23 protein-coding genes and 1 riboswitch are annotated in these 22,473 nt (G+C 60.9%); of the genes, 11 read left to right on the forward strand and 12 right to left on the reverse strand.

Annotation, left to right across the window (positions count from 1 at the left end; all coding sequences use genetic code 11):
• The first annotated feature begins 97 nt into the window (after positions 1 to 97).
• The 3 genes from MWU53_RS11180 to yaaA are packed head-to-tail and all read left to right on the forward strand — an operon-like array spanning position 98 to position 3,254.
• The gene (locus tag MWU53_RS11180) at positions 98 to 388 is read left to right on the forward strand and encodes a YggT family protein (protein ID WP_247093329.1); all 291 of its coding nucleotides are present in this window, start codon (positions 98 to 100) and stop codon (positions 386 to 388) included.
• 60 nt (positions 389 to 448) lie between these two features.
• On the forward strand, positions 449 to 2,491 hold the full coding sequence (gene recQ / locus MWU53_RS11185) for a DNA helicase RecQ (RefSeq protein ID WP_247093330.1): 2,043 nt from the start codon (positions 449 to 451) through the stop codon (positions 2,489 to 2,491).
• 1 nt (position 2,492) lies between these two features.
• Positions 2,493 to 3,254: a peroxide stress protein YaaA gene (gene yaaA, locus MWU53_RS11190; protein WP_247093332.1), complete on the forward strand. Its 762-nt coding sequence runs from the start codon at positions 2,493 to 2,495 to the stop codon at positions 3,252 to 3,254.
• Here yaaA and MWU53_RS11195 read toward each other — a convergent pair whose 3' ends face one another.
• Positions 3,255 to 5,456 carry an ATP-binding protein gene (locus tag MWU53_RS11195; protein WP_247093334.1) on the reverse strand — a complete coding sequence of 734 codons (2,202 nt, stop codon included), beginning with the start codon at positions 5,454 to 5,456 and terminating at the stop codon, positions 3,255 to 3,257.
• Positions 5,457 to 5,596: 140 nt separating this feature from the next.
• Entirely contained in the window at positions 5,597 to 6,337 is a 741-nt protein-coding gene (locus MWU53_RS11200) for a cell cycle transcriptional regulator TrcR (protein ID WP_247093336.1), read from the reverse strand.
• 147 nt (positions 6,338 to 6,484) lie between these two features.
• Between MWU53_RS11200 and MWU53_RS11205 the strand changes: the two genes are divergently transcribed.
• Entirely contained in the window at positions 6,485 to 7,126 is a 642-nt protein-coding gene (locus tag MWU53_RS11205; RefSeq protein ID WP_247093338.1) for a ribonuclease T2, read from the forward strand.
• On the opposite strand, the gene MWU53_RS11210 is transcribed toward MWU53_RS11205, so the two are convergent.
• The 3 genes from MWU53_RS11210 to MWU53_RS11220 are packed head-to-tail and all read right to left on the reverse strand — an operon-like array spanning position 7,127 to position 9,437.
• A complete protein-coding gene (locus MWU53_RS11210; protein WP_247093340.1) occupies positions 7,127 to 7,774 on the reverse strand; it encodes a sulfotransferase family 2 domain-containing protein in 648 nt (215 codons plus the stop codon).
• Positions 7,774 to 8,757 (reverse strand): NAD(P)H-quinone oxidoreductase, encoded by a 984-nt coding sequence (locus MWU53_RS11215; protein ID WP_247093343.1) that lies wholly within the window; start codon positions 8,755 to 8,757, stop codon positions 7,774 to 7,776. Before MWU53_RS11215 ends, MWU53_RS11210 begins: the two co-directional genes overlap by 1 nt.
• Positions 8,754 to 9,437, reverse strand: a complete 684-nt coding sequence (locus MWU53_RS11220) for a COQ9 family protein (protein WP_247093345.1) — start codon at positions 9,435 to 9,437, stop codon at positions 8,754 to 8,756. The genes MWU53_RS11215 and MWU53_RS11220 overlap by 4 nt, the downstream gene beginning before the upstream one ends.
• A 110-nt stretch (positions 9,438 to 9,547) precedes the next feature.
• Between MWU53_RS11220 and rpsU the strand changes: the two genes are divergently transcribed.
• Positions 9,548 to 9,754 carry a 30S ribosomal protein S21 gene (rpsU, locus tag MWU53_RS11225; RefSeq protein ID WP_007255353.1) on the forward strand — a complete coding sequence of 69 codons (207 nt, stop codon included), beginning with the start codon at positions 9,548 to 9,550 and terminating at the stop codon, positions 9,752 to 9,754.
• Positions 9,755 to 9,843: 89 nt separating this feature from the next.
• Here the strand turns inward: rpsU and MWU53_RS11230 are convergent, their stop codons facing one another.
• From MWU53_RS11230 to MWU53_RS11245, 4 genes are read right to left on the reverse strand one after another with little or no spacing between them, the layout of a single operon-like run.
• Positions 9,844 to 10,644 carry a phytanoyl-CoA dioxygenase family protein gene (locus MWU53_RS11230; RefSeq protein ID WP_247093347.1) on the reverse strand — a complete coding sequence of 267 codons (801 nt, stop codon included), beginning with the start codon at positions 10,642 to 10,644 and terminating at the stop codon, positions 9,844 to 9,846.
• A complete protein-coding gene (locus tag MWU53_RS11235; RefSeq protein WP_247093349.1) occupies positions 10,629 to 11,543 on the reverse strand; it encodes an ornithine cyclodeaminase in 915 nt (304 codons plus the stop codon). The genes MWU53_RS11230 and MWU53_RS11235 overlap by 16 nt, the downstream gene beginning before the upstream one ends.
• Positions 11,540 to 12,169 (reverse strand): HAD family phosphatase, encoded by a 630-nt coding sequence (locus MWU53_RS11240; protein ID WP_247093352.1) that lies wholly within the window; start codon positions 12,167 to 12,169, stop codon positions 11,540 to 11,542. Before MWU53_RS11240 ends, MWU53_RS11235 begins: the two co-directional genes overlap by 4 nt.
• A gap of 53 nt (positions 12,170 to 12,222) precedes the next feature.
• Positions 12,223 to 12,612 carry a response regulator gene (locus MWU53_RS11245; protein WP_247093354.1) on the reverse strand — a complete coding sequence of 130 codons (390 nt, stop codon included), beginning with the start codon at positions 12,610 to 12,612 and terminating at the stop codon, positions 12,223 to 12,225.
• A 159-nt stretch (positions 12,613 to 12,771) separates the two neighbouring features.
• Here MWU53_RS11245 and MWU53_RS11250 point away from each other — a divergent pair, with 159 nt between their 5' ends.
• The 4 genes from MWU53_RS11250 to MWU53_RS11265 are packed head-to-tail and all read left to right on the forward strand — an operon-like array spanning position 12,772 to position 16,221.
• Positions 12,772 to 13,143 (forward strand): DUF1636 domain-containing protein, encoded by a 372-nt coding sequence (locus MWU53_RS11250; RefSeq protein WP_247093356.1) that lies wholly within the window; start codon positions 12,772 to 12,774, stop codon positions 13,141 to 13,143.
• On the forward strand, positions 13,140 to 14,081 hold the full coding sequence (locus MWU53_RS11255) for a threonine-phosphate decarboxylase (RefSeq protein ID WP_247093358.1): 942 nt from the start codon (positions 13,140 to 13,142) through the stop codon (positions 14,079 to 14,081). Before MWU53_RS11250 ends, MWU53_RS11255 begins: the two co-directional genes overlap by 4 nt.
• Positions 14,078 to 14,995, forward strand: coding sequence for an adenosylcobinamide-phosphate synthase CbiB (cbiB, locus tag MWU53_RS11260; protein ID WP_247093360.1), 918 nt, complete (start codon positions 14,078 to 14,080; stop codon positions 14,993 to 14,995). The genes MWU53_RS11255 and cbiB overlap by 4 nt, the downstream gene beginning before the upstream one ends.
• A 44-nt stretch (positions 14,996 to 15,039) precedes the next feature.
• On the forward strand, positions 15,040 to 16,221 hold the full coding sequence (locus MWU53_RS11265; protein WP_247093362.1) for a lytic murein transglycosylase: 1,182 nt from the start codon (positions 15,040 to 15,042) through the stop codon (positions 16,219 to 16,221).
• Between the two features lie 39 nt (positions 16,222 to 16,260).
• Here MWU53_RS11265 and MWU53_RS11270 read toward each other — a convergent pair whose 3' ends face one another.
• Both MWU53_RS11270 and smc read right to left on the reverse strand, forming a co-directional pair.
• Positions 16,261 to 16,728 (reverse strand): YbjN domain-containing protein, encoded by a 468-nt coding sequence (locus MWU53_RS11270; RefSeq protein ID WP_247093364.1) that lies wholly within the window; start codon positions 16,726 to 16,728, stop codon positions 16,261 to 16,263.
• Positions 16,729 to 16,797: 69 nt separating this feature from the next.
• Entirely contained in the window at positions 16,798 to 20,253 is a 3,456-nt protein-coding gene (gene smc / locus MWU53_RS11275) for a chromosome segregation protein SMC (protein WP_247093366.1), read from the reverse strand.
• A 202-nt stretch (positions 20,254 to 20,455) separates the two neighbouring features.
• Positions 20,456 to 20,655: riboswitch (cobalamin riboswitch) on the forward strand.
• Positions 20,656 to 20,686: 31 nt separating this feature from the next.
• On the opposite strand from smc, the gene cobW reads away from it, so the two are divergent.
• On the forward strand, positions 20,687 to 21,793 hold the full coding sequence (gene cobW / locus MWU53_RS11280; RefSeq protein WP_247093368.1) for a cobalamin biosynthesis protein CobW: 1,107 nt from the start codon (positions 20,687 to 20,689) through the stop codon (positions 21,791 to 21,793).
• Positions 21,790 to 22,242, forward strand: coding sequence for a GNAT family N-acetyltransferase (locus MWU53_RS11285; protein ID WP_247093370.1), 453 nt, complete (start codon positions 21,790 to 21,792; stop codon positions 22,240 to 22,242). The genes cobW and MWU53_RS11285 overlap by 4 nt, the downstream gene beginning before the upstream one ends.
• A gap of 7 nt (positions 22,243 to 22,249) precedes the next feature.
• On the opposite strand, the gene MWU53_RS11290 is transcribed toward MWU53_RS11285, so the two are convergent.
• Complete coding sequence (locus MWU53_RS11290) at positions 22,250 to 22,414, reverse strand: hypothetical protein (RefSeq protein WP_247093372.1); 165 nt, start codon at positions 22,412 to 22,414, stop codon at positions 22,250 to 22,252.
• Positions 22,415 to 22,473 lie beyond the last annotated feature (59 nt).

Here is a 22,473-nt window from a genome sequence, read left to right on the forward strand (position 1 = left end):
CGCGACTTTCCCTGAACGTCAATGCCAACCGCGCGTCACCCTTGCTCTTGCGCGTCAGGCGACCTAGATGGGTGTGACCAACTTGCAAGGAGCCGACATGATCAGCATTCTCAAAATCCTTCTGATGCTTACCGAAATTGCTTGGTTCATCCTGATCGTGCACATCGTCATGTCGTGGCTGATCAATTTCCAGGTTTTGAACCTGCGCCAACCGATCGTCGCGCAAATCTGGTACGGCCTGAATAAGCTGCTCGAACCCGTGCACTCCCGCCTGCGGTCGTTCCTGCCCAATCTGGGCAATCTGGATCTGGCGCCGCTGGTTGCCCTGATCGCGCTCATGGCCATTCGGATCGTGCTGAACGACGCTTTGTACTCGGCCGCCTACTAATCCCTTGCTGCCCACGCGCGGGCATGGGATTGTGCTGTCAAAACACCGAGCAGCACACACATGCCCCGCGACCTTGATCTTCTGAAATCCGTTTTCGGCTTCGATGACTTTCGGCCCGGTCAGGCCGAGATCGTTCAGGCCGTGTGCGACGGTCAGAATACCTTGGCCATCATGCCGACGGGTGGCGGGAAATCCCTTTGCTTTCAATTGCCTGCGCTGGTGCGCGATGGTGTGACGGTGGTGATCTCGCCGCTGATTGCGTTGATGCGCGATCAAGTGCGCGGACTTCAGGCGGCGGGTGTGTCGGCGGGGGCGCTGACCTCGGGCAACACGCAGGAAGAAACCGACGCAGTGTTTGACGCGCTGGAACGCGGCGAGCTGAAACTGCTTTACATGGCGCCCGAGCGTCTGGCCTCGGGCGGGACGTTGAACCTGCTGCGCCGGATCGGCACCAGCCTAATCGCCGTAGACGAGGCGCATTGCGTCAGCCAGTGGGGCCATGACTTCCGCCCCGATTATCTGCGGATCGGAGAGCTGCGCCGCGCGTTGGACGTGCCATTGGCTGCCTTCACCGCAACTGCCGACGAAGAAACTCGCACCGAGATTGTCGAAAAGCTGTTCGATGAACAGCCCCCACAAACTTTTCTGCACGGGTTTGACCGGCCCAATATCCATCTGGCCTTTGCTGCCAAGAATTCGCCCCGCCAACAGATATTGTCTTTTGCCGCTGCCCGAAAAGGCCAGTCGGGCATTGTCTATTCTGGGACGCGCGCCCGGACCGAGACTTTGGCCAGCGCTTTGCGAGACGCAGGCCACGCCGCTGTCCATTACCACGGGGGAATGGATCCCGATGACCGTCGCGAGGTCGAGCGTCGTTTCCAACAGGAAGACGGGCTGATCGTCGTCGCGACCGTGGCCTTCGGCATGGGCGTGGACAAGCCCGACATCCGCTGGGTTGCCCATTCCGATCTGCCCAAATCGATCGAGGCCTACTATCAGGAAATCGGCCGCGCAGGCCGCGATGGAGCGCCTGCTGAAACACTGACGCTTTTCGGTGCCGATGATATCCGCTTTCGCCGCACCCAGATCGATGAGGGTCTCGCCCCGCCCGAGCGGCGCTCCGCAGATCATGGGCGACTGAATGCTCTGCTTGGTCTGGCCGAGGCACATGGATGCCGCCGTCAGCAGCTTCTGGCCTATTTCGGGGAAGAGGCCGAGCCTTGCGGGAACTGCGACCTGTGTGCGACTCCGCCGGACTTGTTCGACGGGACGGTCGACGTGATGAAGGCGCTGTCCGCGATCCTGCGCACGGATGAACGTTTTGGCTCGGGGCATCTGATCGACATTCTGCGTGGGACGATGACCGAACGCGTGCAGGAACGCGGCCATGACAGCTTGCCAACCTTTGGTGTGGGGCAGGATCACACAAAGCCCATGTGGCAGGCAATATTCCGGCAGATGCTGGGGCTGGATCTGGTGCGGCCCGACCCCGAACGGCACGGTGCGCTGCGGATCACGCAAAAGGCGCATCCCGTGCTGCGCGGCGAAGCGCAAGTCACGCTCAGGCGCGACACGTTGAAGGCTGCGCGCAGGCCCGCCGCCAAGATGCTTGTGTCCGAGGAAGATGCGCCGCTGCTCTCTGCCCTCAAAGCCAAACGCCGCGCGCTGGCCGAGGCTGCCCGCGTCCCCGCCTATGTAGTGTTCACCGACAAAACGCTGATCGAAATGGCCGAGACACGCCCCGTCACGTTGGATGACATGGCGCGGATTGGCGGTGTAGGCGCGAAGAAGCTGGAAAGCTATGGCGCGGACTTCCTGCAGGTCATCGCAGGCGAGGTCGCGCATATGCACCCCGTCCGTCGCAAGCTGGCCGGCCGCGCGGCGGGCAGTTTGTTTGACCGGTTGCAAGACGCCGCTACGGACCTGTTGCGCGGCGAAGATGGGACGGGCAAATACCTGACCATCGCGCCGGGAACGTTGCGCAAAATTGCGGAACGAAAACCGATGAACATCGGCGATCTGGGCCGCATGCCGGGGATGAATGACGCCAAGGCCGAACGGTTCGGCCCGGCCTTTCTGGAAATTCTAAGCGAAGAGGACTGACATGCTGGTTGTGGTTTCACCCGCCAAACGATTGGACGAAAAACCGGCCCTGAATGGCGCTGGAACGCGACCGCGGTTTTTGGACCAGGCCGAAATTCTAGCTGAAACCGCACGCGGTGTCGGGGCGGAGGGGCTTGAGAAGCTCATGCATATCTCGCCCAAACTGGGCGCGCTGAATGCTGAACGGTTTCAGGCTTTTGGCAGTGGCGAAGGTGAAAAACCCGCGATCGAGATGTTCGCGGGCGACACCTATGCGGGCCTCGATGCACCCAGTCTGGACGAAGACGCGTTGCGCTATGCCGATGACCATCTCTGCCTTTTGTCCGGTCTTTACGGGCTATTGCGCCCACGTGACCAGATCGCGCCGCACCGGCTTGAGATGGGGACACGGATGGCCAATCCCCGCGGCAAGAACCTGTATGAGTTCTGGGGACCGCGCATTGCAGATGCGCTGAATGCAGCAGGGGACGAGACCCAAAGCGAGGTCTTGGTGAACTGCGCCTCGGTCGAGTATTTCTCGGCCGTGCAGAAGGACCAGCTGACCCTGCGGGTGATCACTCCGCAGTTTATGGAGATGAAGAACGGCGCGCCGAAAGTGGTCAGCTTCTATGCCAAGAAAGCGCGCGGATCGATGGCGCGTTACGTGGTGCAGAACCGGTTGCGGGATCCAGCGGCCCTGACCGAGTTCGATTTGGGCGGCTATCAGTACCAGCCCGAGATGAGCACCCCGGACCAGCCCGTTTTCCTGCGCGACGAGGGTTGATCAGACATCGTCCATCGGCGGTGTCGCGTCCTTGGGGCAACTTTCCATGATTTCGTCAAAGATGACTGGTTTGCGCAGCGGTTTGGTCAGGTAGTTGTCCAAACCGTAGACCATAACCTCTTCCGCGTCGCCCGGCATGGCGTGTGCAGTCAGGGCGACGATGCGGGTGCGCGGCATATTCTGATCCTGCTCGATCAGGCGAATACGGCGGGTGGCTTCTTTGCCGTCGACCTCGGGCATCGAGATGTCCATGAAGATCAGGTCAGGTTTGAAGTCCAAGAACGCCTCGACCGCCTCAAGGCCGTTATTGGCAAAGCGCAGGTCGATGTTCAGGGATTTTACCAGTTTCGAGAAGACCAACTGGTTGGTCTTGTTGTCCTCGGCCGCCAGCACACGCATCTGGCGGGTGTGATAGCTGGGTGGGGTGATGTCTGCAGGTGGGGTTTTAACCTCTGACGGTACCTCTGGCAGCGGCTCGGGCGCAGAACCGATCTGGCTGAGTGTGTCAAACAACACCTCGCGCAAGACAGGGGTATGCAGGACATGGGACGCCACGGCAGTGCAGCTGCAATCAGCCGCGCGTTTCTGTGGGGGCGTCAACAGGATCAGCTTGCTGTCAGGATAGGCGGTTTTCAGTGTCCGCAGGGAGTTGGCAGCTGATGATGCTGGCGCGCAGAGCGCCTCGTCCACGAAAATCAGTCGTGCATCGTGGCAAATGTCCAGCAAGTTGGCAGTCGCCGAGATCAGCGTGACCTCAAATCCAAGCGCCCGTAGACGCTTTTCCAGAATGGTTTTGTTCAGCCCCTCGGTCAAAGCCAGAACCGCCTTGCCGGGCGCATCAGGTAGCGTGGGTTCGACCACATGTTCCAGCGCAGGAAGTGAGATGTTGAAGCCAAAGCACGACCCTTCGCCTTCTTCGCTGTCTAGCCATATTTCGCCATCCATCAGCTTGACCAAGCGTTGTGCGATCGCCAGCCCCAGCCCGGTGCCTTCATAGCGGCGATTGCGATCGTCTTCGATTTGGTTGAACTCGCCAAAGATATGCGCCTGTTTGTCTTTGGGAATGCCGATGCCGCTGTCTTCGACCGAGATATGAACGCGATAGTCCTTGTCATCTTCAGCGGGCAAACCAATTGCACGCACCAGCACATGTCCTTCCGACGTGAACTTGACCGCGTTGCCGATCAAGTTGGTCAGGACCTGACGTAACCGCACCGCATCGCCCATGAATTTCGTCGGCATGAACAGGTCGAAATCAATCGACAGCTGGATGCCCTTTTCCTGCACGATGGGCTGCAACAGGGTCACCACGTCCAGAATGGTTTTCTCCAGATCGAAGGGCTCGGGGTTGAGGGCCAGCTTCGCGGCCTCGATCTTCGAGTAATCCAGCACGTCGTTGATGATGGTCAGAAGCGCCTCGCCCGACTTACGGATCGTGTCAACGTAGAGGCGCTGCTCTTCGTCCAGATCCCCTTCGGCCATCAGTTCCGCCATCGAAACGACACCGTTCATCGGCGTGCGGATTTCGTGGCTCATGTTGGCAAGGAATGCGGACTTTGCGCGGTTCGCCGCCTCGGCACGGTGGCGGGCTTCTTTCAGCTTTGTCTGATAGGTGATGGTTTCGGTGATGTTGAGCCCAAGGCACACCATATCCCCATCGCGCGAGCGTCGGTCCACAAGCTGAATGTGGGTGCCGTCCCAAAGCCGTAGGTTCAGAGGGTCGCGTTTGGGGGCGTTCCAGCGCGCCAGCATCATGTCGCGCCACGCCAGTGGACGCAGGTCGCCAATGTCGACGATGCCCTCTTCTGTCGCGATGTTCAGGATGTCGACATAGCGAATGCCCGGGGCCACACAGGTCAGACCGTCAAATGGCTGCAGATAGGCGCTGTTGGCGGCGATCATCCGGTCAGTCTGGTCAAACACCGCGAACCCATCTTCGATGGTATCCAGCGAATCCCACAGACGCCGCTTTGCGATGACGATTTCCTTGTTGGCGCGCTCAAGGTCAGCGCGGACTTGGGTGTTCTCGCCCCTGACTTCCTCGACGACCTCGCGGGTCTCGGTGATCTCGTCCGACAGTAATAACGCGTGCTGTGACAGTATGCGGTTTGCATCCGAAAGCTCGGCCTGTTTCTGGGCCAACAGCCGTTCAGCGGCCATTCTGGCGCGCCGTTCTTGTGCAAGAATATCTTCGATTTTCATCCCCGGTTCTCCGGCCTTCCGATACTGTCAAAAAGCAGCATCGTCGATCACGGTGAACAGGAACTTAACGAGGTTCGAAATTTTTGACGCCCGTAGATCCGGGAAAGAAAAACCCCGGCGCCGGGCCGGGGTTTGAGGTCTTATTCGTCTTCGTCGTCGTCTTTCGAGTCCGGCAGATTGAAGAAGCTGTCTGCATCGGGCAGCGCATCCTCTTTCTCTTCCGGAGCGTGGGACAGCGAGAAGGTCTCGAGACCCTCGATGGCACTGGGCATTCTGGGTTCCGTATCCATCGCCAGGCTTTGCTCGGTCGACACCAGCTTGCGGCGTTCGTCATCGGACATGACGCCACCTTCTTTGGCTTGCTTGGCAGCGGCTTTCTGAACGGCTTGGTCCAGCTCGCTCTGGCGGCACAGACCCAAGGCAACCGGGTCGATCGGTTCCATGTTCTGGATGTTCCAGTGGGTGCGCTCGCGGATCGACTGGATGGTCGGCTTGGTGGTGCCCACCAGCTTAGCGATCTGGGCGTCGGCCAGTTCCGGGTGGAACTTTACCAGCCACAGGATCGAGTTCGGGCGGTCCTGACGTTTGGACAGCGGGGTATAGCGCGGGCCACGACGTTTTTCTTCGCCAGCGGCAGCGGCATAGAATTTCTGCTTCAGCTTGTGCAGCGGGTTTGCTTCGGCCTTGTCGATCTCTTCCTGATCCAACTGGTTGTTGGCCACGGGATCGAAACCTTTAACGCCGGTGGCGACGTCGCCATCCGCAATGCCCTGCACTTCCAGCTCGTGCAGGCCACAGAAATCCGCGATCTGCTTGAAGCTGATCGTTGTATTGTCCACCAGCCAGACGGCGGTGGCTTTTGCCATGATCAGTTTGCTCATCTGAACACTCCTTACAATATCGGCCCGAATACAACTTTCCCGCGCCCTGGCTGGGCTGTCTGGTGCCTTTAGGCCTTCCAGACGGGTTTCCGTTGTCGGGGAACTTCAGGCCTATATAAGGAAGGAAGGCGAAAGAGGGAAGGGCAAATGCGTCAACTGATCTTGAGCGGCTTGATCTGGCTGAGCGCGGCTTGCTCCTGTGTGGCCGAGGGTGAACGCGCCGGTGATTTCGATTACTACGTCTTGTCACTCAGCTGGTCGCCTAACTGGTGCGCGACGACCGGTGATCACCGCGGGTCCGAGCAATGTGACCCCGCCCGCGATCTGGGCTGGGTCGTGCATGGTCTGTGGCCGCAGTACGAAAACGGCTGGCCCAGCTACTGCAAAACCGCAGTGCGCGCTCCGTCGCGCTCTATGACCGCCGCGCAGACGGACCTGTTCGGAACCAGCGGGGCTGCGTGGTATCAGTGGAAGAAACACGGGTCCTGTGCGGGGCTTGAGGCGGCGGTCTATTATGACCTCGTGCGTGAAGCGTTCGGCACCGTGAACCGCCCCGAGGTGTTCCGAAAACTGACCAATCCTGTGGGCTTGCCTGCATCCGTCGTGGAGGAGGCCTTCCTTCAGGCGAACCCCGACTGGCACCCGGATATGCTGACCATCACCTGCAAATCCAACCGCATCCAAGAGGCGCGTCTGTGCCTGACCAAAGACCTCGAACCCAGAACCTGCGCCCGCGACGTGGTGCGTGATTGCACGGCGCAGCGGGCATTGCTGGATCCGATCAAGTAGTTACGACTTCAGGCGTTGGATCATACGGGTTTTGAAGTTGGGTTCGCGCATGGGATAGCCCAGCTGCTCGAAATCCGCCCGGTACTTCTGGTTAACGGCCATAATTCCGTTGGATTCCCAGTTGATCTCGACCTTGAAGTCCGAGGAATCCCGATAATGCGGGGTTTTCTCGGGTAGGGGTAGTCCGGTTTTTTCGGCCACATCTTTTATGATCCCTTCGATCCCATCCTCGAACCTGTAAATCGTACAATTGTCGGAGAGGTATTCCCATTGCGGGATCATGTGGCCATCCAGAAAGAACGGATCGGCTTTTGCTTTGTTAAGGACATAGTCCAGCCACGGCTTGAACCGCCCTTTCTGTACGATCACATCCGCCAAGCGTTCGGTCCGCATTTTGAATTCGGATTCGAGCCGTTCGTAGGGGTCGCGCACAATCGCGAAGACAAAGTCGAAATAATCCGCGCCAAACATGGTTTCTATGTCGACCATACGCAGGTGCTGCGGGGTTACGCGCAGCGCGCGGGGCGGGATTGGGTTAAACAGTTTGAGGGGCGCAATCGAGCTCATCCATGACTCGATCGAGGTGCCGCCAGTCTTGGGAATATGGACGAAAAGGATCCGTTTCCCGTCATGCTCAATGTAGGGCACTATGTGATCTCCAAAACAATCTTTCCAATATGTGTGCTGGTCTCCATGCGGGCATGGGCCTTGTGGGCGTCCTCAAGGGCAAAGACCTGATCCATCACGGGTGCAACGCGGCCTGCATCCAGCAGCGGCCAGACCTTCTCGGTCAATTCCTCGGCAATGCGGGCTTTGGCCAGATCGGATTGCGGGCGCAGGGTGGATCCGGTGACGGTCAGGCGCTTGGCCATGATCATCGCAAAGTTGATCTCGGCCTTGGGGCCGGACAGGAAGGCGATGTGGACCATACGGCCTTCGACGGCCAGACATTTGATGTTGCGGGCGATATAGCCCCCGCCCACCATATCGAGGATCAGGTTCGCGCCGCCTTCGGGCTTCAGCACCTCGACGAAATCTTCGGTCTTATAGTTGATCGCGCGTTCCGCCCCCAGATCGGCGCAAACCGCGCATTTCTCGTCCGAGCCTGCGGTGGTGAACACCCGCGCGCCAAAGGCGTTGGCCAGCTGGATCGCCGTCGTACCGATGCCCGAGCTGCCGCCGTGGACAAGGAAGCGTTCACCTGCTTGTAGCCCGCCGCGCATGAAGACGTTGGACCAGACGGTGAAGAAGGTTTCGGGCAGGCAGGCGGCTTCTTTCATACCCATGCCGTCGGGGATGCGCAGGGCGTGGGCCGCCGGGGTTGTCACGTATTCAGCATAGCCGCCACCGGGCAGAAGGGCGCAAACCTGATCACCTACGGCCCAATGGGTCACGCCGTCGCCCAGTGCCACAACCTCGCCCGAGGCCTCTAAGCCGGGCAGGGGGCTTGCGGTGGGTGGCGGGGCATAGCTGCCGGCGCGTTGCAGCGCGTCAGGACGGTTTACACCTGCATAGGCGACCTTGATCAGGATCTCGCCGGGGCGCGGAGTCGGAATGGGCTCTTCGCACAGCTGCAGAACGTCTGGACCACCGGGTTCGGTGATCTGAATTGCGCGCATGGTGTCGGTCATTTTTCGTCCTCGTCTGGGTGCCAGCGGCCGGGGTAGTTCGGGTTCGGGGTGCCGGGGGCCTTGATCGAGTCCAGGATTTTGCCCGGCCCCGACATGAACGCCTTATACAGCGCCGATCCACGTGCTTGCCCTTTGATCTTTTCGATCTGCATTACGTCGTCGATGCGGCGATCAAGGAAGGCCCATGTGGCCGCGTCCCCGTCGCTTTCATCGCCCAGCCAGAACAGCACGACCGAGGAATAGACCGCCGACAGCGTCGCCCGCTTCGTGTACCAGTTCAGATCGGTCGAACTGTCGCCCAGCGTCTCCCAAATCAATCCGCATGTGTGCCATAGCGCAGCCGCCCCGTCGCTGGCGTTCTGGGGCATTGCGAAGAACGCCATTCCCTTGCGCACCAGTTCCTTATCCGCGACCTCAAGCCGGAAACGTACACCCGCCGCGATCTTGTCGCGAAAGCGCATTTCGGACAGGTCTTCCGCGTTCAGCCGCTCGACCATCTTCGCGTCACCCGCCCGGTGATAGGCCAGCGCCAAATCCAGCGCTCCGCGTGGATAAATTGCGCGTGCGTCAGCTTCGGTTAGGCCGCAATCTTCGGCTGCGGCAAGAAGAGTTGCGTCAGACCACCCGTCAAACGGGACGTGATGGGTGGCGGCCTCTAATAGGTTGTCTTTCAATGTCATAGATATTCCTCGCATCTGAAGGCGAACTGGACAAGAGGCTTCGTCGCTGCTAGAAGCCAGCTTCCTGCAACTTTTTGCAAACTCTAACTTAGAAAGGTGGTGACAACCACATGCAGGTTTCGGTTCGTGATAACAACGTCGATCAAGCGCTTCGTGCGCTGAAGAAAAAACTTCAGCGTGAAGGTGTCTTCCGTGAGATGAAGCTTAAGCAACATTTCGAGAAGCCCTCCGAGAAAAAAGCGCGCGAGAAGGCGGAAGCGATTCGCCGTCAGCGTAAGCTGGCTCGTAAGAAAGCACAGCGTGAAGGTCTTCTCTAAGATCTGAACAGTGTTCGATGGGCAGGTTGTCAACTGTCCGTCAAAACGACCCCCGTAAGCGCCGCTTCCGGGGGTTTGTTTTTTTCAGATCAGGGTTTCGGCCAGATCACCGGGAACCAGTCTTCGCGCAGTTTCTGGCCTTGCGTCATCTCGTGCCCCGGGAAGGGCGGAGAGGTGCGGCCCGGGCGTTCGACATAGCGCGCGTCATCGCCCATCCAGCGCAGGCTCAGCGCACGGCGGCGGTTGGGGGAATGGTTGCCGCGCGCACCGTGGGCAGTGCGGAAGTCGAAGATAACCGCGTCGCCGGGGTCCATCTCCCATTCCAGCACTTTCATGTCGTCGGGGTTGGCATCCGGGTCGGGCACCGGGGTCCATCCCTGATCACCATCATAGAAGTCGCTGTCATCAGCCCAGCTGACCGGACGGACCATACGGTCCCATTTGTGGCTGCCCGCGATGAACCGCAGCGAGTTTTCGCGAACCGGATCAAGCGGGATCCAGAAGCTGGCGGTTTGTTCGCCCTCGACAAAGTAGTAGGGGCCGTCCTGATGCCACGGCGTGGGTTTGGGCGTGCCGGGTTCCTTGACCAGCACGTGGTCATGGAAGAACTGCGCGGTGTCGCTTTGCATGACTTCTGCAGCAATCTGCGCCGCCGGGCTTTCGCGCACGATACGCTCGTATTCCGGGATGCGGGTCCAGTTGACGTAATCGTCAAAGAATCGACCTTCGGTTACGGCGTTCTCGGACGCGTATTGCGAGGGGTCCGCCATGTTGCGGTCCACACCTGCGATCATCGTGTCGATCCAGTCGGTAAAAGCGCCGCGGATCACGACCACACCATCGCGCTGGAAATCTTCGATATGCTGCTTCGTGATCATCTGTTCCTCCAAGCGTTCAGGATGTAGCGGCTGGTCATCAGGTCCAGATGCGCGCCGCCGCCGTTTTTATAAAGCGTGATGTCGTCGGGCTGGCGCGTGAAGACGCCATCCTTGTGGTCGTAAAGATCGCCCACCACGTCATCTCGGCTGATCACCCCACGGGACAGCGGGCCTTTGAATTCGCCGATGTGATCCAGCACCGTGTCGCGGCTATCCATGAACAGGCGGGCGCGGGTCAGGGCAGTGTCGTCAGCCTCGCGCATGTCGGGGCGATAGGCGCCGATCAGGTCCAGATGCTGGCCGGGGCGCAGCCAGTCGCCCTTGATCAGAGGGTCCGTCGTCATGGTCGCCGAGGTGATGATGTCCGCCTGCGCAAAACCCTCTTCCAGCGAGGCGACGGCCTCGGTCTTGTCGAACTCATCCGCGAACTTGGCGGCACCTTCCGGACTACGGTTCCAGATCAGGAAACGGGCATCGGGGAACATCGCCTCATAGGCCATGCGCAGGTTGCGCCCGACCGTGCCCGCGCCGACGATCAGTACGACTTTGCTGTCGGGCCGCGCCAGAAGCCGCGCGCCAAGGGCGCTGTCGCCAGCCGTTTTCCACTTGGTGACAAGGTGGAAATCGACGATGGCTTCCAGAAGCCCGGTGATGTCGTCATAGAGGTTCACCGCCCCGTGGATCATCGGCTCGCCCCGTCCCGGATTGCCCGGCATAATGTTGGCGGTCTTCACAGCGATCCCCAACCCATCGATCCAGGCCGAGCGGGTCAGCATAGTATCTTCGCCACGATAGAGGAACGTGTCCCCGATCTCGGCCTTGGGTTTCGTGTGGTCCTCAAGGAAGGCATCCGCCAGACCTTGCCAGCTCAGAAGGGCATCGGCTTCAAAGGGGATCAGTTCGGGGGTCACAGGTCGCTCTCCTTTATCATGTCGCGGGCGATCAGGGTGTCGGCCCACGCGCGGGGCGTGGTGAAATGGTGGGTCTGCCAACCGCGCTGGGCGGCGGCGTCAATGTTCTCAGTTCGGTCATCGGTGAACAGAAGGCCGCCGGGTGCGTGGCCGCAATCATCCTCAAGCATCTGATAGATTGTCGCGCTGGGCTTGGTCACACCCATATGGCCCGAGATGTATCTTCGGTCGAAGTCAGACAGGAAATCATAGGCGGCTTCCCCGACCTCGAACGTGCCAATGCCGAAGTTCGACAGGGCGAAGACCGGGACGCCGCGGGCTTTCAGCGCACGCAGAGTGGCCACCGAAAGGTCAATCGCGGGGCTGGCCATGTCCAGCCAACGATCATGCCACCATCGGATTTCTTCCGCATAGGCCGGGTATTTGTCAGCGGTGTCATAGATCACCTTCCGAAAATCCCCGCCACGGTCGACCAGTTCGTTCATGAAATGCAGGTCCACGGCGGCGAACATCTCTTCCCGCCGGGTTTGTCCGACCCATTGGTCATACAGCTCTTCCGGCTGCCAGCGGATCAGGACGTTGCCGATGTCAAAGACCACGGCGGTGACGGGGGTGTTCTGTGTCATGCCGCGACCTTAGTGCGTTTGTCCGGAAACGAAAGCCATAACCTTGGCGTGCATCATCCGTCGCGTGTGCCGGCCTCTTGTTGCGCCGCGCGGGCGTGGTGGTCGACAAGGCTGACGATGTCCGCGGGGTCCGAGTCCGTGGGCACGCAGGCATGGACATTCGACGCCAAGGCAAAGATCGAGCCATCGGAGAAAAAGCTGGTGCCGGTCACAAAGATGATCCGCGCAACAGGCAGGCGATAGGAAATATAGTCCGCAAGCGCAATCGGTCGTCCGCCATCAATATCGGCATTCAGAATAACCACGTCGAACGCGCGATCGGTCACCAGTGCGTGCGCCTCGGTTTTCGATTGGGCGTGCGTTACGTTCATCCCCTGACGCGACAGATGCGCCGACCAAATCCGGGCCAGATCGGGGTTCTCTTCGATAATCAGTATTTGCATAATAAACTCCGCCGGCGCGGTATGACACGTTCTGTGCCACATGCCAATCTTGCCGTTGCTGCCGTCATGTCGCCCAACCGGGCCACTTCGCCGCAATTTGCGTTGTCTTTCGGCGCGTTTTCCGTTTGAACCGTCACCAACACTGAAGGAGCGCGCGCGATGACAACCTGGATCACCATCTGTGACACCTGCAAACACGCGGACTGGGCGGAACGCGGGATGGAGAAGACTGACGGCGAAGCCTTGGCCGCGCTGATCGAGGCGCAGGCCGACGGTACGCCTGTCCGCACCCGCCGCGTGTCCTGCATGATGGGCTGCGACAACAGCTGCAACGTTACCGTTCAGGCGCATGGCAAGCTTTGCTACACGCTGGGGCGGTTCGAGGTGTCCGAGGACGCCGCACAGGGGATCGTCGACTATGCGGTGGCCCATGCGGATAGCGTCACCGGGCAGGTACCGTACCGTGAATGGCCACAGGCCGTGAAAGGCCATTTCGTGACCCGCCACGCCCCCTTGCCGGAGGACACATGACCCAAGCGGAAGAACGCGATCACGGGGGCGGACTGGACGCGGCCATTGCGCGGTTCGGCGGCACGCGCGCGGGCTGGCTGGACCTGTCTACGGGTATCAATCCGCTGCCATATCCTGTCGGGGCGTTCTCGGTCGATGCGTGGACTGCGCTGCCCGACAAAGGTGCGTTTGCGCGGCTTGAGGCTGCGGCACGGAAGTTCTGGAATGTTCCTGACGAGGCTGCGGTCCTGGCCGCGCCCGGCGCGTCCGCGCTGATCGCCCGCATCCCCTCGCTTCTGCCTGCGGGTCAGGTGCAGATCGAAGGCCCGACCTATAACGAACACGCCGCCGGGTTTCACGCGCAAGGATGGGAGGTCGTGGACCACGCCGCCCCCGCCCGCGTTGTCGTGCATCCCAACAATCCCGACGGCCGCATTTGGCCGGGCTTGGATCTGGATCGCTCCCTGACCGTCATTGATGAAAGCTTCTGCGACGTGATGCCGGATCAAAGCTTGATCAAGGCCGCGACCACACCCGGCGTCTTGATCCTGAAAAGCTTCGGCAAGTTCTGGGGCCTCGCAGGGCTGCGACTGGGCTTCGTGATCGGAGACCCCGCGCTGATCGCTATGCTGCGCGACACAATCGGTCCGTGGCAGGTCTCTGGCCCCGCATTGGAACTGGGCGCGCAGGCGCTTGAGGATTTCGAATGGGCCGATGCGACGCGCGCGCGGCTGGCGGACGACACCGCCCGTCTGGATGCCCTGATGACTTCCAACGGCGCCAAAGCACTGGGCGGCACCACGCTGTTCCGCCTGTACGATGTGGGCGACGCGCAAGCGTGGCAGAGCCGCTTGGCCGAACGCCACGTCTGGTCGCGCATCTTCCCTTATTCGACCCGATGGCTCCGCCTTGGCTTGCCGCACCCGGATCGCTGGTCACAGCTGGAGGCTGCCCTATGATCTACGCAGCACCTCTGGTTCTGGCCTTAATTCTGGACGCCTTCATGGGCGAACCTGACTGGGCGTGGAAGCGTGTGCCGCATCCGGCAGTCCTGATGGGCCGCGCGATTGGGTGGCTCGAGCGCAATTTAAATGAAGGCGACAACCGCTTCTTCAACGGTGCAATGGGCGTGTTCGTTCTGGCTGCTGTGGCCGGGATACTTGGCCAAGTGATCCAGTATCTTCCTTTTGGAGGGCTGCTTGAGATCATCGTTGCCGCAATCCTACTGGCGCAGAAATCCTTGGCCCAGCACGTACAGGCTGTGGCGGACGCGCTGCGCCAGTCGACGGAAGAGGGGCGCAAAGCCGTCGCCATGATCGTCGGGCGTGATACCAAGGACATGGCAGACGACGCCATTGCACGCGGTGCGATTGAAAGTGCGGCCGAGAACTTCTCGGACGGCGTTGTTGCGCCTGCCTTCTGGTTCCTGATTGCGGGGCTGCCGGGGCTGATGGTCTATAAGCTGGTGAACACGGCCGACAGCATGATCGGCTATCGCAACGAACGCTATGAACAGTTCGGCAAGTTCGCCGCACGGCTGGACGACGTACTGAACTGGATCCCCGCCCGCCTGACCGCACTAATCCTGATCCTCGCCAGCCGCCAATGGTCCGCGTGGTCGGTGATCCGCCGCGACGCGCCCCTGCACCGCTCGCCCAACGCGGGCTGGCCCGAGGCCGCGATGGCCCGCACCCTGAACGTCGCCCTCTCTGGCCCACGGGCCTATCATGGCGAGATGCGGGACTTCCCGTGGGTGAACGGCGAAGGCGCGCGTGACATTGGCGCGAAAGAGGTCGATCAGGCCGTCGATGCGCTCTGGTCGGCATGGTTGGTCCTGCTGGGCGTCGTATTCCTGCTGGCGGTTGTCACGTGATGTGAATCCGGTAATCTGCCCGCCGAGCAGAATAAGGTATTCACATGCAGAAATTTATCTCGGCCGTGGCAGTTGCCATGACATTGGCCCTTCCCGCACAGGCGCAAAACGTGGCCTGTGGTGGCAGCTTCAAGGGCTTCGTCACATCCATGAAAGACGCGGCCATTGCCAAGGGGCACTCCAAAGCCAGCGTGAACAAGTTTTTCGCGTCGGTTCAGCAAGACCCAGCCACGCTGAAAGCCGACCGAGCGCAGGGGATTTTCCAACGACCCTTCGTCGATTTCTCGCGCCGTCTGATCAGTCAGGACCGGATCAACCGTGGCCGCGCGATGCTGACCAAACACGCCGCTACCTTTGACCGGATGGAGGCGGAATACGGTGTCAGCCGCGGTGTGCTGACCGCGTTCTGGGCGTTCGAGACCGACTATGGTGCCTTCCAAGGGGACTTCAACACGCTAAACTCGCTGGTCACGCTGTCGCATGACTGCCGCCGCCCCGAACTGTTCCAGCCGCAGGTCTTCGCAGCACTAGAACTGTACGAGGCCGGTGCCTTCAACCCCGCAACCTCGACCGGTGCATGGGCGGGCGAGATTGGCATGGTCCAAATGCTGCCCGGTGACATCATCGAGGCCGGTGTGGACGGTAATGGCGACGGCAAGATCGATCTGCGTAAAACCCCGGCAGATGCGCTTTTGTCCGGGGCCAACATGCTGCGGGGCTTGGGCTGGCGCGCGGGCGAACCGTGGCTGCAAGAGGTCACCGTTCCAGCCGATCTGAATTGGGCCGAGACCGGGTTGGACACCACGAAAACGGTGTCAGACTGGGCGGCGCTTGGCGTTTCGCCGCGGGCTGGAAAGCTGGGGGCAGGGAACCTGACCGCGTCGATCATCCTGCCGCAAGGGCGCAAGGGCCCGGCCTTCATCGCCTATCCCAATTTCCGTGTGTATTTCGAGTGGAACCAAAGCTTCGTCTATGTGACCACCGCCGCCTATTTTGCCACCCGGCTGGAAGGTGCGCCGGTCTTCAATGCAGGAAATCCTGACCCAGCCTTCACCGGCCAACAGATGAAAGCGCTGCAAAAGAAACTCGCCGCGCGCGGGCATGATGTGGGTAAGATTGACGGTATTCTGGGCGCCAAGACCCGGACCGCCATTCAGACTGAGCAGGTACGTCTTGGCCTGCCTGCCGACGCGTGGCCGACAGCGCAGCTTTTGAACACTCTGTAAGAATAAAGCCCCCAGCCTGACGGTTGGGGGCGAACCACTTTAGGAAAGTGCGTCTTCGAAGCTTTCGACGACTTCGGTCCAGATGTCGAAGATCTCGTCAAAATCCGTCATGCTGACGCCGTCCTGACCGGTATAGATGTCGTACTCCAACATCTTGCGACCGTCTTCAGCACGGTAGGCCCGACCATAGCGCTGCGCGGCGTTCCAGTCGTTCAGCCCCTCTAGCGAGATCTCGCTTTCCGCGGTGTAGGCAGCAAAGAACTGAAGCGAATTGCAGTTCGTGTTGTTGCGGCAGCCATAGAAGAAAACGACCATGTTTGTGCCGTAGTACTGCACCTCGACCGAGGGGTCGCCGACGCTGTCCTCGACCAGTTTTGCAGGCGCACCAAGGTCTTCGAAATAGGCCAGAACGCTTTCAGGCTCGGAGGCTTTGACTTGTTGGGCGGTCGCAGCGTGTCCCGCCAACAAGGACAGGGCTATCGCGCCGGAAAAAAGAATGGATTTCATAAGCTTCTCCAAATCAGACTTTGGGTCAGCCTAGGGATTTGCCTTTCAGGGGGCAAGGGCGTTGCCAGATCAGGCGACCATCTGCTCGGCCTTCTTCAGATCAACGCTGACCAGCTGGCTGACGCCTTGTTCAGCCATTGTTACGCCGAACAGACGATCCATGCGCGCCATCGTCACCGCGTGGTGGGTGATGATCAGGAAGCGGGTGTTGGTGCGGCGAGTCATTTCGTCCAGAAGGTCGCAGAACCGCGTGACGTTTGCGTCATCCAGCGGCGCGTCGACCTCGTCCAGCACACAGATGGGCGCGGGGTTGGCCAAGAACACGGCGAAGATCAGCGCCAACGCGGTCAGGGTCTGTTCGCCGCCCGACAACAGGCTAAGCGTCGACAGTTTCTTGCCCGGAGGCTGGCACATGATCTCCAGCCCCGCATCCAGCGGATCGTCGCTTTCGACCAGAACCAGCTTGGCCTCGCCGCCACCAAACAGGTGCTTGAACAGCGTACCGAAGCTTTCGTTCACCTGCTCGAACGCGGTCAAAAGACGCTCGCGGCCTTCCTTGTTCAGGCTGGAAATGCCGGTGCGCAGGGCCTTGATCGCCTCTTCCAGATCGGTCTTTTCAGACAGCAGATGGTCGTGCTCTTCCTGAACCTCCTTGGCGTCTTCCTCGGCGCGCAGGTTGACTGCGCCCAAGGAATCCCGCTGGCGTTTCAGACGGTTTACGTCGTGTTCGATCTGCTCAGACGACGGCATTTTCTCGGGATCCGCGTCCAAAGATTCCAGCAGAGCGTCCGGCGTGGTCTCCATCTCTTCCTGAATGCGCTCAGCGGCCAGCGCGACGGTTTCGCGCGCCGCATCTGCACGGGCTTCGGCGCGGGCGCGGGCCTCGCGGGCTTCACCTGCGGCGCGTTCGGCCTCGCGCTCGGCATTGGCGGCCTCGCGCTCGGCGGTTTCGCCTTCAGCCAGCTTGTCGCTTGCGGCTTTGCGCCGGGTCTCGGCCTCGCCAATCGCATCTGCCAGTTCGTCGCGCTTGGCGGCCAGTTCATCCGGCGCGGCTTGGGCGTCCTTTAGCTCGGCTTCGCTTTCCGTCTTGCGCTCGTCCAGTTCGGCAATTCGTTTCCCAGCGGTTTCCAGGCGGTGCTTCCAGCCCGAGATTTCCTTGGTGATTTCTTGGCTGCGGCGGATGCGTGCCTCGCCCTCGCGGCGCAGCTCGTCATGGGCCGAGCGCTTGGACATCATGGTCATGCGCGCGGCTTCCACGGCCATCTTGACCTCTTCCACCTGCGTGCGGGCGGCATCGAGATCACCCAGATCGGCAACGCCCTTTTCAGCTTCCGCCAGCCGCTGGCGCGCACCCATGGCTTCTTCCTCGTGGCGCTTCAAGGCCAGCCCAAGGTTTTCCAGCTTGCCTTCCGCGATGTTGCGATCGGCTTCGGCGCGCGACAGGGCGCGATTGGCCTCGGTCACGGCGCGGTCCGCATCGCGGCGATCATCGCGGGCGCGCTTGTCGGCTTCGGTCGTTTCCACCAGCCGGGTTTTCAGCACGTCATGGGCGGCGCGGGCCCCATCTGCGCGGGCGGTGGCCTCCTCCAGATCCTGCTTTAGTTCCTGCAGGCGGTTTAGCTGTTCAAGCCGAAGCGCGGCCGTCGACGGCTGGTCTTCGGCCCCCGCGCGGAACCCATCCCAACGCCACAGATCGCCTTCCATCGAGACAAGGCGCTGCCCCGGTTTCAATTGGGCCTGAAGGCGGGCGGCGTCTTCGGTTGCGACCAGACCGATCTGGCTCATCCGACGGGCCAGAACTTCGGGCACGGTGACATAGTTGGACAGCGCATTCACGCCATCTGGCAGGGATTGCGCTTGCGCATATCCGGGCAACAGCGCCCAGCCCGAGGGCGCTTCGCCCTCGACCTCTGGCGCGCGCAGATCATCGGCCAGCGCGGCGCCCAAGGCCTTCTCGTATCCCGACTTCACGCGCAGCGTATCCAGCACCTGCGACCCTTCAGACGCATCGCGCTCGACCAGACGGGACAGCGCCTGAACCTCGGCGTGCAGGGCGTTCACTTCACCTTCAGCAGATGATCGCGCAGCGCGGGCATCTGCTTCGCGTGATTGTGCCTCGGAACGGGCTTCATCGGCCGCCACAAGCGCCGCTTCAGCGTCTTCCGAAGCCTTGGCCGCAGAATTCTGCGCCACGCCAGCCGCTTCAAAATCAGCCGCCGCTTTATCAACCGCGCCCTTTGCGTCGTCCATCGCGGATCGCGCCCGCGTGGCCTCGCCTTCGCTTTTTTCCAGCGTCTTGCGGCTGTCATCCAGCAAGCGGTGGGCGGATTGGTGGCGCGCGGCCAGCCGCGCGACGTCTTCCGTCAGTTGGGTTAGGTCGCCTTCGCGTTCCTGCAAGATTGCCGCGCTGTCGCGGGCATCCGCGTTGGAGGCTTCAAGCGCATCAGCATGCCCTTCGGATGCCTTGGCGATCTGCGCCTGCTCCCATTCCAGACGCTCAATCGTCTCGCCCGCATCCTTGTTCAGCCCGCTTTCACGGTCGATGTCACGGGCCAATTGCGCGATGCGCGATGTCAGCGTCTCGATCCGTGCGCGCGCTTGGCTTTCCTGATCCGACAGCTGGTCGCGCTGAACTTGCAGACGTTGCAAGATGGCGGCGGCAACGGCCTCTTCCTCGCGCAGCGGCGGCAGGCGGTCTTCGGTGTCTTGCCGGGTTTTCGTGGCCTGACGCGAGGCGCCCTCGGCCGCGGCGGCGGCTTTTACGCGTTCGGTCAGCTGGGCTTGGGCGTCGGCGCGGGCGGCGTCGGCTTCTTTCCAACGACGATAGAGAAGCAGCCCCTCGGCGCGGCGCAGGTCGTCCCCGATTGTGCGGTAACGTGCGGCTTGGCGGGCTTGTCTGGCCAACTGCCCCAGCTGCGAGGCCAATTGCTCAATCACATCATCCACGCGGGCAAGGTTGGTTTCAGTGCCCTTCAGCTTCAGCTCGGCCTCGTGGCGGCGCTGATACAGGCCCGAGATGCCAGCGGCCTCTTCCAGAATGCGGCGACGCGCTTTGGGCTTGGCGTTGATCAGTTCCGAAATCTGCCCCTGACGCACCAGCGCCGGCGAATGCGCCCCGGTCGAGGCGTCGGCGAACAGCATGCTGACGTCCCGTGCGCGCACATCTTTGGTGTTCACCTTATAAGCAGAGCCCGCGTCGCGGGTAATCCGGCGTATGATTTCCAGATTGTCGCTTTCGTTGAATCCGGAAGGGGCAAGGCGTTCGCTGTTGTCCAGCAGCAGCGAGACTTCCGCAAAATTGCGCGCGGGGCGCGAGGCCGCACCGGCGAAGATCACATCCTCCATCCCGCCGCCACGCATGGCGGTCGGGCGGTTCTCGCCCATGACCCAGCGCAGGGCCTCTAGCAGGTTGGATTTACCGCAGCCGTTTGGCCCCACAACTCCCGTCAGCCCGTCCGCGATCACCAGATCGGTCGGGTCTACAAAGCTTTTAAAGCCATTCAGACGGAGTTTTGAAAACCGCAAGCGGTCTGCCTCATAATTGATTCTTACTGTTCAACGATTGTTCGAACGGAATATGCGGGAGTCAACGGTGGTGACCGATATGTGGTCGAAATGGGCAAGTTATCCACAAGATATTGCATTTGATGCCTTGGGCACCTGTTTGTCTTGCCGCCATTCCCGCCTGCGAGGTCGGTTTCGATCTTGACCCTTTGCCCCCTTGCACGGCAAAGACGTTCTGCATGGTTCCCACTGGGACAAAAGGGAATGCACCGGGGACGACCCAATCCGGGGTCTGATGGTGCAGCCGCCCCCGCGACTGTAAGCGGAGAGCGCCCGCCAGCGCCACTGACCTTCGGGTCGGGAAGGCGGCGGCGCGCTTCGACCCGCAAAGCCAGGAGACCTGCCATGCGATCATGCAACCCACCCGTCGGGGAGACGGGCGAAGGAGGATAAGATGCAAGCAAAGATTCCTGCCACCGTGGTTACCGGATTTCTGGGCGCGGGCAAGACGACCCTGATCCGTCACATGCTGGACAACGCCAAGGGCAAGCGCATTGCGCTGATCATCAACGAGTTTGGTGATCTGGGCGTCGATGGTGACATCCTCAAGGGCTGCGGAGACGAGACCTGCACCGAGGATGACATCATGGAGCTGTCGAACGGCTGCATCTGCTGTACCGTTGCCGAGGACTTCATTCCGACGCTTGAAAAGCTGCTGGACCGCGACACCCCGCCCGATCACATCGTGATCGAGACCTCGGGCCTGGCCCTGCCGCAACCGCTGGTCCGTGCCTTCCAATGGCCCGAGATCTCGACCCGCGTGACCGTGGATGGTGTTGTGACCGTTGTGGACGGGAAGGCCGTGTTTGACGGTCAGTTCGCGTCAAATCTGGATGCCGTGGAAGCGCAACGGAAACTTGACGAGAATCTGGATCACGAAACGCCTCTGTCCGAGCTGTTCAAGGATCAGGTGACCTGCGCAGACATGATCGTCGTGAACAAATCCGACCTGCTGGCGGAAGGCGAAGCGGATCAGTTGGTCTCGCGATTGGCCGACGAAAGCCGTGATGGCGTGCAGGTTGTCCGCTCGACCATGGGCGCGTTGCCGGTCGAGGTTCTGTTGGGGCAGGGCATGGGGGCCGAGGATGACATGGACGCCCGCCTGTCGCTGCATGAGAAGGGGCATCATCACCACGATGACCACCACCATGACCATGACGACGACCATCATCACCATGATCACGATGATGACCACCATCATCACCACGATCACGACCATGATGCGTTTGAAAGCTTCGTGGTGACATTGGGCGAGGTCGCCGACCCCACAACCTTTGCCGAGAAAGTCGCCGACGTGATCCGGGCCAACAACATTCTGCGCTTGAAAGGCTTTGCCGCCGTCGCAGGCAAACCGATGCGCCTGACGCTGCAGGCGGTTGGTCCCCGCGTCGACACCTATTTCGATCAGCCCTTCGGCACCCAGACCCGCGAAACGCGTCTGGTGGTCATTGGGCAGTCGGGTCTTGACCGCGCAGCGATCGAACAGGCGCTAACCGCATGACGATTGACGTTGTTCCCGGCGATCCGCGCGATCCTCAGGCCACGGCGCTGCTAAAGCAAAGCCATGCCCTGATGGAGAGCCTGTTTCCGCCCGAGGACAATTTCTTTCTGAATATCGACGACCTCTGCGTGCCCGAAATCTCGTTCTTCGTGGCGCGCGAGGGCGACGTGGTGTTGGGTACTGGCGCACTGGCCGATAAAGGCGAATATGGCGAAGTGAAGTCCATGTTCGTCTCGCCAGACGCGCGCGGGAAAGGCGTGGGTGAAGCCCTGCTTCAGCAGATCGAAGCCACCTCTTGTGCGCAAGGCCACGCGGCCATGAAACTGGAAACCGGCAATGTGCTCTATGCGGCGCACCGTCTGTACGAACGGGCCGGATTTACCAAATGCGGTCCGTTCGGAGACTACCCCGAAGCAAACAGCTCTCTCTTCATGGAGAAAGAGCTGTGAGTGGCGCTCAGTCTTTTTTGCTTTGCTCGGCAGCCGCTTTCATCCGGGCCAGAAGCGCCGATTTGTCGTCCTTCCGGTTCAGCGGATTCTTCGCGGTTCCACGGGCATTATGTTCGGAATGGCGGGGATTTCCCTTCGCAGGCTTCGGCGCGCCGGCAGCTTTATAATCCATAAGGTTCACCTTGATTGGGTCTTGTTTGCCCGGTCCATAACATCTTAACGCAAGGGACG

Source organism: Aliiroseovarius sp. S1123 (genome assembly GCF_023015885.1).
In the GTDB taxonomy this organism is placed as follows: Bacteria; Pseudomonadota; Alphaproteobacteria; order Rhodobacterales; family Rhodobacteraceae; genus Aliiroseovarius.

Bases quoted from the DNA above. Each gene is read 5' to 3' on its own strand.
- MWU53_RS11180 (WP_247093329.1), top strand. From the start codon at position 98: ATGATCAGCATTCTCAAAATCCTTCTGATGCTTACCGAAATTGCTTGG.
- recQ (WP_247093330.1), top strand. From the start codon at position 449: ATGCCCCGCGACCTTGATCTTCTGAAATCCGTTTTCGGCTTCGATGAC.
- yaaA (WP_247093332.1), top strand. From the start codon at position 2,493: ATGCTGGTTGTGGTTTCACCCGCCAAACGATTGGACGAAAAACCGGCC.
- MWU53_RS11195 (WP_247093334.1), bottom strand. From the start codon at position 5,456: ATGAAAATCGAAGATATTCTTGCACAAGAACGGCGCGCCAGAATGGCC.
- MWU53_RS11200 (WP_247093336.1), bottom strand. From the start codon at position 6,337: ATGAGCAAACTGATCATGGCAAAAGCCACCGCCGTCTGGCTGGTGGAC.
- MWU53_RS11205 (WP_247093338.1), top strand. From the start codon at position 6,485: ATGCGTCAACTGATCTTGAGCGGCTTGATCTGGCTGAGCGCGGCTTGC.
- MWU53_RS11215 (WP_247093343.1), bottom strand. From the start codon at position 8,757: ATGACCGACACCATGCGCGCAATTCAGATCACCGAACCCGGTGGTCCA.
- MWU53_RS11220 (WP_247093345.1), bottom strand. From the start codon at position 9,437: ATGACATTGAAAGACAACCTATTAGAGGCCGCCACCCATCACGTCCCG.
- rpsU (WP_007255353.1), top strand. From the start codon at position 9,548: ATGCAGGTTTCGGTTCGTGATAACAACGTCGATCAAGCGCTTCGTGCG.
- MWU53_RS11240 (WP_247093352.1), bottom strand. From the start codon at position 12,169: ATGACACAGAACACCCCCGTCACCGCCGTGGTCTTTGACATCGGCAAC.
- MWU53_RS11245 (WP_247093354.1), bottom strand. From the start codon at position 12,612: ATGCAAATACTGATTATCGAAGAGAACCCCGATCTGGCCCGGATTTGG.
- MWU53_RS11250 (WP_247093356.1), top strand. From the start codon at position 12,772: ATGACAACCTGGATCACCATCTGTGACACCTGCAAACACGCGGACTGG.
- MWU53_RS11255 (WP_247093358.1), top strand. From the start codon at position 13,140: ATGACCCAAGCGGAAGAACGCGATCACGGGGGCGGACTGGACGCGGCC.
- cbiB (WP_247093360.1), top strand. From the start codon at position 14,078: ATGATCTACGCAGCACCTCTGGTTCTGGCCTTAATTCTGGACGCCTTC.
- MWU53_RS11265 (WP_247093362.1), top strand. From the start codon at position 15,040: ATGCAGAAATTTATCTCGGCCGTGGCAGTTGCCATGACATTGGCCCTT.
- MWU53_RS11270 (WP_247093364.1), bottom strand. From the start codon at position 16,728: ATGAAATCCATTCTTTTTTCCGGCGCGATAGCCCTGTCCTTGTTGGCG.
- cobW (WP_247093368.1), top strand. From the start codon at position 20,687: ATGCAAGCAAAGATTCCTGCCACCGTGGTTACCGGATTTCTGGGCGCG.
- MWU53_RS11285 (WP_247093370.1), top strand. From the start codon at position 21,790: ATGACGATTGACGTTGTTCCCGGCGATCCGCGCGATCCTCAGGCCACG.
- MWU53_RS11290 (WP_247093372.1), bottom strand. From the start codon at position 22,414: ATGGATTATAAAGCTGCCGGCGCGCCGAAGCCTGCGAAGGGAAATCCC.